Source organism: Streptomyces erythrochromogenes (assembly GCF_040684695.1).
GTDB classification, from domain to species: domain Bacteria; phylum Actinomycetota; class Actinomycetes; order Streptomycetales; family Streptomycetaceae; genus Streptomyces; species Streptomyces erythrochromogenes_C.
On record NZ_JBFBGM010000006.1, the window covers coordinates 161,371 to 174,680 of the forward strand.

General features: G+C 74.8%; 11 protein-coding genes. 8 read left to right on the plus strand and 3 right to left on the minus strand.

From position 1 onward, the window contains the following. Positions 1-10: 10 nt before the first annotated feature. Positions 11-1,585: an alpha/beta hydrolase gene (locus tag AB0O53_RS12630; protein ID WP_350992246.1), complete on the minus strand. Its 1,575-nt coding sequence runs from the start codon at positions 1,583-1,585 to the stop codon at positions 11-13. Between the two features lie 112 nt (positions 1,586-1,697). Further along, positions 1,698-2,729 (minus strand): Rv2578c family radical SAM protein, encoded by a 1,032-nt coding sequence (locus AB0O53_RS12635; protein WP_350992244.1) that lies wholly within the window; start codon positions 2,727-2,729, stop codon positions 1,698-1,700. A gap of 112 nt (positions 2,730-2,841) precedes the next feature. On the opposite strand from AB0O53_RS12635, the gene AB0O53_RS12640 reads away from it, so the two are divergent. From AB0O53_RS12640 to AB0O53_RS12675, 8 genes are all read left to right on the plus strand, one after another. Then, entirely contained in the window at positions 2,842-3,672 is an 831-nt protein-coding gene (locus AB0O53_RS12640) for a hypothetical protein (RefSeq protein WP_365195052.1), read from the plus strand. A gap of 75 nt (positions 3,673-3,747) precedes the next feature. Further along, entirely contained in the window at positions 3,748-4,197 is a 450-nt protein-coding gene (locus AB0O53_RS12645) for an SRPBCC family protein (protein WP_350992240.1), read from the plus strand. A gap of 304 nt (positions 4,198-4,501) precedes the next feature. Then, on the plus strand, positions 4,502-5,338 hold the full coding sequence (locus AB0O53_RS12650) for a M55 family metallopeptidase (protein ID WP_350992238.1): 837 nt from the start codon (positions 4,502-4,504) through the stop codon (positions 5,336-5,338). A gap of 1 nt (position 5,339) precedes the next feature. Beyond that, the gene (locus AB0O53_RS12655; protein WP_365195056.1) at positions 5,340-6,707 is read left to right on the plus strand and encodes a M20/M25/M40 family metallo-hydrolase; all 1,368 of its coding nucleotides are present in this window, start codon (positions 5,340-5,342) and stop codon (positions 6,705-6,707) included. A 13-nt stretch (positions 6,708-6,720) separates the two neighbouring features. Continuing rightward, entirely contained in the window at positions 6,721-8,715 is a 1,995-nt protein-coding gene (locus AB0O53_RS12660; RefSeq protein WP_350992234.1) for a prolyl oligopeptidase family serine peptidase, read from the plus strand. A gap of 9 nt (positions 8,716-8,724) precedes the next feature. Continuing rightward, positions 8,725-9,282, plus strand: a complete 558-nt coding sequence (locus AB0O53_RS12665) for a GNAT family N-acetyltransferase (protein ID WP_350992232.1) — start codon at positions 8,725-8,727, stop codon at positions 9,280-9,282. Between the two features lie 80 nt (positions 9,283-9,362). Beyond that, complete coding sequence (locus AB0O53_RS12670; protein ID WP_350992230.1) at positions 9,363-10,262, plus strand: arginase family protein; 900 nt, start codon at positions 9,363-9,365, stop codon at positions 10,260-10,262. Between the two features lie 64 nt (positions 10,263-10,326). Continuing rightward, a complete protein-coding gene (locus AB0O53_RS12675) occupies positions 10,327-12,294 on the plus strand; it encodes a DUF5107 domain-containing protein (protein WP_350992228.1) in 1,968 nt (655 codons plus the stop codon). A gap of 37 nt (positions 12,295-12,331) precedes the next feature. Here AB0O53_RS12675 and AB0O53_RS12680 read toward each other — a convergent pair whose 3' ends face one another. Then, positions 12,332-13,162, minus strand: coding sequence for a methyltransferase domain-containing protein (locus AB0O53_RS12680; RefSeq protein ID WP_350992226.1), 831 nt, complete (start codon positions 13,160-13,162; stop codon positions 12,332-12,334). Positions 13,163-13,310 lie beyond the last annotated feature (148 nt).

Consider the following 13,310-nt stretch of genomic DNA (forward strand, 5'->3'; position numbering starts at 1 on the left):
GGCCCCGAGGTCAGCCGCGGAAGCCCAGCAGGCCGTGCAGGGCGGCGCCGCCGGCCGAGGACGGCACGGCGCGGGTCGCCGTCGTCGGCTGCGGGGCCGCCTGCGCCGGGCAGCTGGCGTCCGCTGCCTGCCCGGTCCTCAGGTAGGCCGCCACCTTCTCGTCCAGGCACTTGTTCCCGCTCAGGGCGATGCCGTGGTTGCCGCCGCCCTGCTCCACCACCAGGGCCGAGCCCGACAGCTTCTCGCGCATGCTGACCGCCCCGTCGAAGGGGGTCGCCGCGTCGTCCGTCGCCTGCAGGAGCAGGGCGGGCGGCAGGTCCGCGTTGGTCACGTCCGGGGCGCGGAGCGGCTCGACCGGCCAGAACGCGCACGGCGCGTTGTACCAGGCGTTGTTCCATGTCATGAACGGCGCCTTGGTGTGGGTGCGCCACATGTCCGCGCGCCACTCGTTCCAGTTCCGGGGCCAGGCCGAGTCGCGGCACTGCACCGCGGTGTAGACGCTGTAGCTGTTGCCCGCCGAGGGCTCCACCGCGCCGAACCGCTCGTACGCCGCCACCAGCGGCTTGCTGTCCTTCTTCACCGCGTACGCCGCGAAGGCCTCGGCCAGGTTGGGCCAGTAGCCGTTGTAGTAGCCGCCCGGCATGTAGGTGTCCTCCAGCTCCGACGGGCCCACCTTGCCGCCGGCCGGGGCCTGGCGCAGCGACTGCCGCATCGCGTACCAGCGCGCCTCGACCGCCGCCGGGTCGGTGCCGAGCCGGTAGGTCGTGTCGTGCCGCGCCACCCACGCCAGGAACGCCTTGTGGCGGGCGTCGAAGGCGAGGTCCTGGGAGAGGTTGTCCTGGTACCAGACCCCGTTCGGGTCGACGACGGAGTCCAGGACGAGCCGGTGCACCCGGCCCGGGTGGAGCTTGGCGTAGACCGCGCCCAGGTAGGTCCCGTAGGAGTAGCCGAAGTAGCTGAGGCGCTCCGCGCCGAGTGCGGTGCGCAGCGCCTCGATGTCCCGGGCCGCCGAGACGGTGTCGATGTACGGCAGCACGTCCGCGTGCTTGGCGCCGCAGGATTCGGCGAAGGCCCGTACGCGGTCCAGGTTGGCCCGCTCGGTCGCGGCGTCCTGCGGCACGGAGTCGGGCCGCACCGGGGAGAAGTGCCCGGACGCGCAGTCGAGGGCGGGCTCGCTCTTGCCGACGCCGCGGGGGTCAAAGCCGATGACGTCGTACTGCGCGGCCACGTCCTTGGGCAGGGCGGAGGCGATGAACCCGGCGAGCGCGCGCCCGCTGCCGCCCGGACCGCCCGGGTTGACCAGCAGCGGGCCCTGGGAGGTCTTGGCTGTGTGGGGGACCCGGGTCAGGGCGAGCTTGATCGTCCGGCCGGCGGGCCGGTCGTGGTCGAGAGGCACCTCGAGGGACGCGCACTGCAGCGTCGGGTAGCGGGGCGTCGCGCAGCCGGTCCAGCGCAGGGCGGCCTGTGCGGCGGCGGAGGCCGGGGCGGGCGAGGCGGGGGCGGCCGTCACCGGGCTCGTGAGGGCGGCGGCGACGGTGGAGATCGCCAGCAGGACGGCGGCGCGCTTCTTCAAGGGGTGGAGCATGGGGCCTCCCAGCCGAGGGTTCTGGGCGGAATCGTCCCGGAAACCACGCCTGGAAGACGGGATTGGAAGGGCTATTGGCCCGATGTGATGACCGTTCGGGGCGTGATGGACGTCAGAGGAGGGTGAGCTGGGTGGCCCCGGCCGGCCCGGGTCCGTCCGGGCGATCGGGGGCGGCGATCCGGCGGGCCTCGCCCCGCCGGGCCGGGCCGATGCCGAATTCGGCCGCCAGTTCGTGGACTTGACGGGTAATCATGCGCTGGTACCAGGTCGGCGCGTACGAGCCGCCCGCGTACATGCGCTCGTAGCGTTCGACGAGGTGCGGGTGGTGCTCGCGCAGCCACGCGGTGAACCACTCGCGGGCCCCGGGCCGCAGATGGAGTACCAGGGGTGTCACGGAGGTGGCGCCGGACTCGGCGACGGCCCGTACGGTGGCCCGCAGCTGCGCGGGGGAGTCGCCGAGGAAGGGGACCACCGGGGCCATCAGCACCCCGCACTCGATCCCGGCGTCGGTCAGCGTCCGTACGGCGTTCAGCCGGGCGGCGGGGGAGGGCGTCCCGGGCTCCACGGTCCGCCACAGGGGCGTGTCGGTGAAGCCGACGGAGACCGAGATCCCGACCTCGGTGACCTCGGCCGCCTCGCGCAGGAGCGGGAGGTCCCGCAGGATCAGCGTGCCCTTGGTGAGGATCGAGAAGGGGTTGGCGCGGTCGCGCAGGGCCTCGATGATCCCGGGCATCAGCCGGTAGCGGCCCTCGGCGCGCTGGTAGCAGTCCACGTTGGTGCCCATGGCGATGTGCGCGCCGGTCCAGCGGGGCGCGGCGAGCTCGCGGCGCAGCAGTTCGGGGGCGTTGGTCTTGACGACGATCTGGGAGTCGAAGCCGAGGCCGGTGTCGAGGTCGAGATAGCTGTGCGTCTTGCGGGCGAAGCAGTACACGCAGGCGTGGCTGCAGCCCCGGTAGGGGTTGACGGTCCATTCGAACGGCATGCGCGAGGCGCCGGGGACCCGGTTGACGATCGACCGGGCCCGCACCTCGTGGAAGGTGATCCCCCGGAACTCGGGCGTGTCGACGGTACGGGTCACGACGGCGCCGGCCCCGAAGAGCGCGGCCGGCCCGGCGGGGCCCTCGGTCAGGTTCTCCCAGCGCATGGTGCGCCTCCCTTGCTGGCTCTGCCGAGAGAATAGAACAAACGTTCCCATGATCGTGCGCCCGGGGAAACCTGCTGGTCGACGCGGTGGCCGGGGTGCGAGGCTGTGCCGCATGGCGGGATACAGACTCACGGTGTGCCTTCCGCGCGAGGCCCGTGACCGGCTGGAGGACGCGGTCGCGGACGCGATGGAGCCCTTCCGGATCGAGGGGGACCGGCCGTACTCGGACGACCTGTGGATCTGGGACCACTGGCGGATCACGGGCGGCGCGAGCGGGTGCGGCTACCGCGTCCGGCCGGGCCACGAGGGGGACGCCCGGCTCGTCCACGACCAGCCGCTGCGGGACGGCACCCGGGAGCCGAGTAGGCCGGGCCGGTGCGCGGGCGGCCCGCGCGGACTGCTCGTCGTGGGCGAGGACCGCGAGCGCGCCGTGCGCCTCGCCGGTGTCGTCTGGGACGGCTGGCGGGAACTGCTGCGTGAACACCCGCCCGGCCGGCCGTGGCGGGGGTACGAGCCGGTCCGGTCGGCCGGACCCGGCACGCACGCGTGCACCGAGCGGTACCGTGCGGCCCACGCCGTCCACCTCGCGCAGACGCCCGCGGCCGCATTCCGGCGGTGGGCGGACGGAGTGTCGCTGGACCCCGCGGACGAGAAGTTCCGCTTCGCCCTCTTCAGTACGTCCGACCCCGGCCGGTGGATCGGTGAGCGGGACCGGGAGGAGTTCGTCGCGCGCGAGGCCGAGCGGGCCACGGGACCGTGCAACCTCCTCACCGTCGACGGCTGGTGGTGGGAGGAGGGACACCGGCCCGTGCACGGGGCGTGCGACGATCCCGCAACCTGCCCGCACACCCCGCCGGCGGCCCCCGGTCCCGCGGGCACCGCGGCCCACCTCGCCGGGCTCCCCGACGACACCCTCCTCGTGTACGTCCGCTGCCACGTCTGACCCGGATTTGGGCCACCGCCCCGGAGGTGGTTGGCTTCGCCGTGACGAGCGGACACAACTGCTGGAGGAACAGGTATGGCGCAGGTCGAGGCCACCACGGAGCGCATCATCGGGGCCGACGCGGAGACGGTCTTCGACACGCTGGCCGACTACAGCGGATCCCGGAGCAAGCTGCTGCCCGAGCACTTCAGCGAGTACGAGGTGCGCGAGGGCGGCGACGGCGAGGGCACCCTGGTGCACTGGAAGCTCCAGGCCACCAGCAAGCGCGTGCGCGACTGCCTGCTGGAGGTCACCGAGCCCACCGACGGGCAGCTCGTGGAGAAGGACCGCAACTCCTCCATGGTCACCACCTGGGTCGTCACCCCGGCCGGCGAGGGCAGGTCCAAGGCCGTCGTCACCACCGTGTGGGACGGCGCCGGCGGCATCGGCGGCTTCTTCGAGCGCACCTTCGCGCCCAAGGGCCTCGGCCGCATCTACGACACCCTGCTGGCCAACCTGGCCGCGGAGGTCGAAGGCAAGGCCTGAGCAAGGCTGTTGCCCGGGCCCGGGCGGGCCCGGGCGGGGTCCGGCGGCCTCACCGGATCGGGTGGACTTTCCGCCCCGGGCCCCTCCCCGCCGTGCCCCCGGGCCCTCCCCGCCGTGCCCCCGGCCCCTCCTCCCGCGCCCCGGCCCTCCTTCCGGCCCCGGCCCCCTTTCGCCCTGCCCCCGCCGCGCCCCGGACCGACGCCGCGCGCTGATCCGCCGCGGACGGCGGCACAGCCCTTAGGCTGGGCGCAGCGCGTGCCGGCCACGTCGCGCGCGACCGCGCAACCGACTGCCCGGGGGCCCGATGAAGATCCTCATCTCCGCCGACATGGAAGGCGCCACCGGCGTCACCTGGCCCGCGGACGTGCTGCCCGGCACGCCCCAGTGGGAGCGCTGCCGCGGGATGTTCACCTCCGACGTCAACGCCGCCGTACTCGGCTTCTACGACGGCGGCGCCGACCGGGTCGTCGTCAACGAGGCCCACTGGACCATGCGCAACCTGCTGCTGGAGCGCCTCGACGCCCGCGCGGAGATGCTCACCGGCCGCCACAAGTCCCTCTCCATGGTCGAGGGCGTCCAGCACGGCGACGTCGACGGCATCGCCTTCGTCGGCTACCACACGGGCGCCGGCTCCGAGGGCGTGCTCGCCCACACCTACCTCGCCAACTCCATCACCGGGGTCTGGCTCAACGGGGCCCGCGCGAGCGAGGGACTGCTCAACGCCCACGTCGTCGCCGAATACGGGGTCCCGGTCATCCTCGTCACGGGCGACGACCTGACCTGCGTGGACGCCGCCGGCTACGCCCCGGACGCGGTGACCGTCGCGGTCAAGGACCACGTCTCGCGCTACGCCGCCGTCTGCCGGACCCCGGCCCGCACCGCCGCCGACATCCGGACCGCGGCCAAGGAGGCCACCGCCCTCGCCGGCCGGCGCGACCCCGTGCCCGGCGGCGGCCCGTACACCCTGGAGCTGGAGTTCGACGCCGAACACCTGGCGATGTCCGCCACCGTGGTCCCCGGGGTGCGGCGCAGCGGGGAGCGCAGGGTCGCGTACACCAGCGAGACGATGTACGAGGGGATCCGCACCTTCAAGGCGGTCACGACGGTCGTCTCGGCGGCCGTGGAGGAGCAGTATGGCTGACATGCGCGCAATCGACACCGGGGCTCCCGTCGAAGCCGGCGACGCCGTGAACGCCGTGGACGCGGTGGCCCTCGACGAGGCCGTCGGGTTCACCTCGGACCTCATCAGGATCGACACCACCAACCGGGGCGGCGGCGACTGCCGCGAGCGGCCCGCCGCCGAGTACGTCGCCGAACGGCTCGCCGCCGCCGGCCTGGAACCGCTCCTGCTGGAGCGCACCCCGGGCCGCACCAACGTGGTCGCCCGGATCGAGGGCACCGACCCCGCCGCCGACGCGCTCCTCGTCCACGGCCACCTCGACGTGGTCCCCGCCGAGGCCGCCGACTGGAGCACGGACCCCTTCTCCGGCGAGGTCCGGGACGGTGTCGTCTGGGGCCGCGGCGCCGTCGACATGAAGAACATGGACGCGATGGTGCTGGCCGTCGTACGGGCCTGGGCGCGCGCCGGCGTGCGGCCGCGCCGCGACATCGTGATCGCCTACACCGCCGACGAGGAGGACAGCGCCGTCGACGGCTCCGGCTTCCTCGCCGACCACCACCCGGAGCTCTTCGAAGGCTGCACGGAGGGCCTGAGCGAATCCGGCGCCTTCACCGTCCACACCGGTCCCGGCCGGGCCCTCTACCCGATCGCCGCCGGTGAACGCGGCACTGCCTGGCTGAAGTTGACGGCGCACGGCACCACCGGCCACGGCTCCAAGCCCAACAGGGCCAACGCCGTCAGCCGGCTCGCCGCCGCGGTCGCCCGGATCGGCGAGCACGAGTGGCCGGTCCGGCTCACCGACACGGTCACCGCCTGCATCACCGAACTCGCCGCCCTCCAGGGCCTGTCGGTCGACCCTCGGCGCCCCGGCTTCGACCTCGACACGGTCCTCGGCAAGCTGGGCCCGGCCGCCGCCCTCGTCGAGGCGACCGTCCGCAACAGCGCCAACCCCACCATGCTCAGCGCCGGTTACAAGCTCAACGTGATCCCGGGCCAGGCCACCGCCTTCGTCGACGGACGCATGCTGCCCGGCGGCGAGGCCGAGTTCATCGCCACCCTCGACGCGCTCACCGGCCCGGACGTCACCTGGGAGTTCCACCACCGGGAGGTCGCGCTCGAAGCCCCCGTGGACGGGCGGACGTACGCCGTCCTGCGCGAGTCCGTCGAACGCTTCGACCCGGACGGGCACGTGGTGCCCTTCTGCATGGCCGGCGGCACCGACGCCAAGCAGTTCTCCCGGCTCGGCATCACCGGCTACGGCTTCTCCCCCCTGAAGCTGCCACCCGGCTTCGACTACTGGTCCCTCTTCCACGGCGTGGACGAGCGGGTCCCCGTCGAGGCCCTCCACTTCGGCGTCCGGGTCCTCGACCGCGCCCTGCGGACCCTGTGAGCGGGGCCCGGTCATGACCGCCGCGCAGACCTGCCCGTACGGGAGCTGGCCCTCGCCCATCGACGCCGGCCTCGCCGCCTCGCTCGACGGACGCCCCGAGTACCTCGGCACGGTCGGCGCCGAGCTGTGGTGGACCGAGCCCCGGCCGCAGGAGGCCGGCCGCCGCACCCTCGTACGCCGCCGCCCCGTCGGGTCCGGGACCGAGGTCAGCGAGCTGCCCGCGCCGTGGAACGTGCGCAGCCGGTTCACCGAGTACGGCGGCCTGCCCTGGGCGGGGGCCGAGCGGGCGAGCGGCGGCCCCCTGCTGGTCTTCGTCCACTTCGCCGACCAGCGGCTGTACGCGTACGAGCCGGACGCGCCCGGCGCCCCCGGGCCGCGGCCCCTGACCCCGGTCTCCGCGACCGGCGGCGGGCTGCGCTGGGCCGACCCGGTGCTGCGCGGGGACGAGGTCTGGTGCGTGCTGGAGGAGTTCACCGGGCCCGCGCCGACCGATGTGCGCCGCGTGCTGGCCGCCGTACCGCTGGACGGGTCGGCGGCCGGTGACCGGTCGGCCGTACGGGAACTCACCGGTGACCGGCACCGCTTCAGCACCGGCCCCCGGCTCTCCCCGGACGGCCGGCGGGCTGCCTGGCTGGTGTGGGACCACCCGCTGATGCCCTGGGACGGCACCGAACTGCAGCTGGCGGAGGTCACCGCGGACGGGGAACTGGCCGGGGCCCGGACCGTCCTCGGCGGCCCCGACGAGTCCGTCGCCCAGGTGGAGTGGACGGCCGACGGAACCCTCCTCGCGGTCAGCGACCGCGGCGGCTGGTGGAACCCCTACCGGGTGGACCCGGACACCGGGTGGGCCGTCAACCTGTGCCTGCGCGAGGAGGAGTTCGGGGGAGCCCTGTGGAAGCCCGGGCTGCGCTGGATCGCCCCGCTCCCCGACGGGCTCGTCGCCGTACTGCACGGCCAGGGCTCCTCGGTGCTCGGCATCCTCGACCCGGAGAGCGGCGACCTGGTGGACGCGGCCGGGCCGTGGACCGCCTGGCAGCCGACGCTCGCCGTGCAGGGCGGCAGGGTCTACGGGGTCGCCGCCAGCCCGCGCAGCGCCTACGAGGTCGTCGAGCTGGACACCGCCGGCGGGCACGCCAGGGTCGTCGGCGCGCAGGGTGCGGATCCGGTGGACCCGGCCTACTACCCCGAGCCGCAGAGCCGCACCTTCCTCGGCCCGGACGACCGGCAGATCCACGCGCACGTCTACCCGCCGCACCACCCGGCCTGCCGGGCCGCCGCCGACGAACTGCCCCCGTACGTGGTGTGGGCGCACGGCGGGCCCACCGACCACGTGCCGCCCGTGCTCGACCTGCACATCGCCTACTTCACCTCGCGCGGGATCGGCGTGGTCGAGGTGAACTACGGCGGCTCCACCGGCTACGGCCGCGCCTACCGGGAGCGGCTGCGCGAACAGTGGGGCGTGGTGGACGTGGAGGACTGCGCGGCGGTGGCCCGGGCCCTGGCCGCCGAGGGCACCGCCGACCCCGCCCGGCTCGCGATCCGCGGCGGCAGCGCGGGAGGCTGGACGGCGGCCGCCTCGCTCGCCGCCACCGACCTCTACGCCTGCGCGGCGATCATCTACCCGGTGCTGGACCTGCTGGGCTTCGCCGAGGAGACCCACGACCTGGAATCCCGCTACATCGACGGCCTGGCCGGGCCGCCCCAGACCCTGGCCGTCGTGAGCCGCGAGCGTTCCCCGGTGGCCAACGCCGACCGGATCACGGCACCGTTCGTCCTGCTCCAGGGGCTGGACGACGCGGTGTGCCCGCCGGCCCAGGCGGAGCGGCTGACGGCCGCGATGCGGGGGCGGCCGGTGCCCCACGCCTACCTGGCCTTCGAGGGCGAGGGCCACGGCTTCCGCCGCGCCGACACCATGGTCCGGGCACTGGAGGCCGAACTCTCGCTCTACGCGCAGGTCTTCGGGATCGAGCGCACCGATGTCCCGAGGCTCCCCCTGGAGACCGCCTAGCCTGGGCGGATGAGCATGTCGACCTACGCCCGGGAGGGTGGCCGCGTCGGGCTGCGGCCCTACCGGCTCGCCGACGGGCCCGAGTTCACCGCGCGCGTCCGCGAGAGCCGGGACCTCCACCGCCCCTGGCTGTTCCCGCCCGCCACCGTCGAGGAGTACGAGCCCTACGCGACCCGGCTGATCGAGGGCGACGTCCGCACCGGGTTCCTCGTGTGCGAACTCGGCACCGGCGCCCTGGCCGGATTCGTCAACGTCAACAACATCGTGCGGGGTGCCTTCCAGTGCGGGGCCCTCGGCTACGGGGCCTTCGCGCACGCCGCCGGCCGCGGGATCCTGCGCGAAGCCCTCGCACTGGTCCTCGACCACGCCTTCGCGCCCGCCGGGGAGGGCCTCGGCCTGCACCGGCTGGAGGCCAACGTCCAGCCCGGCAACACGGCATCGATCGCACTGGTCCGCGGCGCCGGCTTCCGGCTGGAGGGGCTGTCCCCCGACTTCCTCCACGTCGACGGCGCCTGGCGCGACCACGAGCGCTGGGCCGTCACCGCCGGGATGCCGCGCGCGCGGTGACCCCGACGGCGGCGCCCGGGGCCGGGCCGCGTCCGTGACGGTTCCTTCCGCCGCGGCGCGGCATCGCGCAGGATGAGGGGATGCGCACCCTCGTACTGCTCGACGCCCCGTCCAACCTGGGTCTGCGGCCGCCCGCGCCCGGGACCGTCCCCGGTGTCTACAAGCTCGCGGGCGCCCTGCGCGAGCAGGGCCTGCTCGGCAGGCTCGGGGCGCGCGAGGGCGGTGTCGTGGTCCCGCCCCGCTACGACCGGGGCGACTGGAGGGAGGGCGACGGCGTCTTCAACGCCGACGCCCTCGCCGCATACACCGTGGCCCTCGCCGACCGGATCGAACGCCATCTGAAGGCCGGGGAGTTCCCCGTCGTCCTCGGCGGGGACTGCTCCATCCAGCTCGGCGCCTCCCTCGCCATGCGCCGGACGGGCCGCTACGGCCTGGCCGCCGTCGACGGTTCCGCCGACTTCCGCCACCCGGGCAACACCGCCGTCAACGGGCCGGTCGGGGCCGCGGGCGGCGAGGAGCTGGCCCTGGCCACCGGCCGCGGGCAGGCATCCCTCAGCGACCTGGAGGGGCTCGCGCCGTACCTGCGGGACGAGGACGTCCGGCTGTTCGGCATCCGCGACGGGGACGCGGACCTCAGGGAGCTGGCGGAGGCCGGGATCTTCACCGCCACCGTCGGCGAGATCCGCCGCCGGGGCGCCGCGGCCGTCGCCCGCTCCGCGCTGGACGGCCTGCACCCGCCGGTGACCGACGGGTTCTGGGTGCACCTGGACGCCGACGTGCTCGATCCCGAGGTGATGCCGGCCGTGGACAGCCCCGACCCGGGGGGCCTGCTGCCGCAGGAGGTCGCCGAACTGCTCGGCGTACTGGTGGGGTCACCGCGCTGCGTCGGGCTGAACGTCACCATCTACGACCCGGACCTCGACCCGGACGGCCGTGCGGGCGCGCTCCTCGCGGATCTGGTGGCGGGGGCCTTTGCGTAATCCTGACCGGTGGTGATCTGCGGAACCCCTGTGCACCGGCCGCCGCGGCGTGTTCCATTTCCTCATGGCCACCACCGTCCGACGTGCCGTACTGACCCTCCCCGCAGCCCCGTTGGGCTCCGACAACCCGCTGCCCGCCCTGCGCGCGCCCGACGGCGTGCACGTCCTGGACGAGCGCTCCCGCGACGGCCTGCCGCGCGAGATGGCCCGCCAGATCGGGTACGAGCCGCTGCGCTCGCTGCTGCCCGTACGCATCCGCGACGGGTACCGGCGGGAGCGCACGGAGCGCGAGTTCGAGGCCGTCGTCATCGAGAACGAGCACCTGCGGGTCACCGTGCTGCCGGGCCTGGGCGGGCGCGTCCACTCGCTCGTGCACCTGCCGACCGGGCGCGAACTGCTCTACCGCAACCCGGTGTTCCAGCCCGCCAACTTCGCGCTGAACGGCGCCTGGTTCTCCGGCGGCATCGAGTGGAACACCGGCGCGACCGGCCACACCACCCTGTCCTGCGCCCCGCTGCACGCCGCACTGGTACCCGCCCCGGACGGCGGCGTGATGGTCCGGCTGTGGGAGTGGGAGCGGCTGCGCGACCTGCCCTTCCAGGTGGACCTGTGGCTGCCCGCGGACTCGCAGTTCCTCTACGTCGGCGTCCGCGTGCGCAACCCGCACGAGCGCCCCGCCCCCGTGTACTGGTGGTCCAACATCGCCGTCCCCGAGGACCCGGGCAGCAGGGTCCTGGCACCGGCCGACGAGGCCTGGCACTTCGGGTACGAGCGTTCGCTGCGCCGCATCCCGGTGCCGGAGTGGGAGGCCGCGGACCGCACGTACCCGCTGCGCAGCGAGTACCCGGCGGACTTCTTCTACGAGGTCCGGGACGGGGACCGGCCCTGGATCGCCTCCCTGGACGCCGACGGGCGCGGGCTGGTGCAGACCTCCACCGCCAGGCTGCGCGGGCGCAAGCTGTTCGTGTGGGGCGCGGGCGGCGGCGGCCGGCGCTGGCAGGAGTGGCTGACCGAGCCGGGCACCGGCGGCTACGCGGAGATCCAGGCCGGGCTGGCCCGGACCCAGCTGGAGCACGTACGGCTGGAGGGCGGGGCGGAGTTCAGCTGGCTGGAGGCGTACGGCCCGCTGTCGGCGGAGCCTGCCGCGGTGCACGGCGCCGACTGGCCGGCGGCCCGCGGTGCGGCGCAGGACGCCCTGGAGGCGGCCCTGCCCCGGGAGCGGGTGGACGCCGCGTACGAGGCGTGGCGCGGCAGCGCCGACACGGAACCGGGGGAGAGGCTGGCGGCCGGCTCGGGCTGGGGCGCGCTGGAGGTGCTGTGCGCGGGCCACCGGCTGCCGGGCACGCCCTTCGAGGAGTCCACGCTGGGCGAGGAGCAGGAGCCGTGGCTGGAGCTGTGGCGCACGGGCGTCCTGCCCGCCCCGCGCCGGGTGGTGCCGCCGGGGCCGAGCCTGGTCGCGGCGCACTGGCGGGACATGCTGGAGACGGCTCCCGCGGACCCGCTGACGGAGTACCACCTGGGGGTGGCGCAGTGGCACGCGGGCGACACCGCCCAGGCGGTACGCAGCTGGGAGCGCGGGCTGGCGCTGGCCCCGTCGCAGTGGCCGCTGCTGCGCTGTCTGGCGGCGGCGGACGCGCTGGCGGGCGACGCCGCGCGGGCCGCCGACGGCTTCGCGGCGGCCTTCGAGGACCTGGCGGGGGAGAGCCGCGGCGGCGAGCCGTGGACGGCCGCGGAGTCGGCCCTCGGCCAGGAGGCGATGGCCGCGCTCCTCGCGGCGGGCCGGCCGGCCCAGGCCCGGGCCGTCTGGGACCGGCTCCGGCCGGCGCTGCGCGAACAGGGCCGCTTCCGGCTGCTGGCGGCCCGGCTGCTCGCGGCGGAGGGCCACGTGCGGGCGGCCCGCCGGGTCTTCGAGGACGGCTTCGAACTGCCCGACCTGCGGGAGGGCGAGGAGACCCTGTCCGAGGTCTGGTCCGCCCTCACCGACTGCCCGCTCCCCACCCACTACGACTTCCGCATGCGCCCGCCGGTCTGATCCCCGGCCCGGGGGCTGCGGGCCGGCCGCCGCGGGGTCAGGCTCGGCACAGGACCTCGGCGTTCAGGACCGAGAACCAGGCGTCCGGGTCGGCGCCCCAGGTGTGCCAGGCCTGTGCGGCCGCTTCCAGGTCCGCGGGTGTCGCATGGCCGCCGCGGACGGCGATGTCCGCGTACGAGGAGGCCTTCGTCCGGTCGGCCCACAGGGCAGACCACCAGGCGGTCTCCTCCGGGGTGGCGAAGCACCACGCGGTCGCCGAGGAGGTCACGTCCGTGAAGCCGGCCCGCCGGGCCCAGGCCCGCAGCCGGCGGCCCGCGTCCGGTTCGCCGCCGTTGGCACGGGCCACCCGCCGGTACAGGTCCAGCCACCCGTCCAGCCCCGGCGTCGCCGGGTACCAGGTCATCGCCGCGTAGTCGGCGTCGCGGGCGGCGACGACCCCGCCCGGCCGGCACACGCGCCGCATCTCGCTCAGTGCCCGTACTGGATCCCCGACGTGCTGCAGCACCTGGTGGGCGTGGACCACGTCGAAGGAGTCGTCGGGGAAGTCCAGGGCGTGCACGTCCGCGACGGCGAAGGACACCGCGTCGCCCAGCCCGCGCTCCGCCACGTGGGCGCGGGCCTGGGCCAGGACGTCCTCGGCCGCGTCCACGGCGGTGACCCGGCCGCCCGGTGCGACCCGTTCCGCCAGGTCCGCCGTGATGGTGCCCGGTCCGCAGCCGACGTCCAGCACCGACAGCCCGGGGCGCAGCTCGCCGATCAGGTAGGCGGCGGAGTTCTCGGCCGTGCGCCAGCGGTGCGAGCGCAGGACCGACTCGTGGTGGCCGTGCGTGTAGACGGCGGTCTCCTTGGCGGCGTTCGTGGCGTCCATGGCTCTGCCCCTCCTCGTCGAAGCGTTGGTGCCACCGTAGGCGATCTGTTCGTCATCTGAGATATGCGTTTTGACATGTGGACACCATTCTTGATTCGCAAGGAGGAGGCGAGGGTCGGTGGCAGGGCCGTGCGGGGGCGAGGAGAGT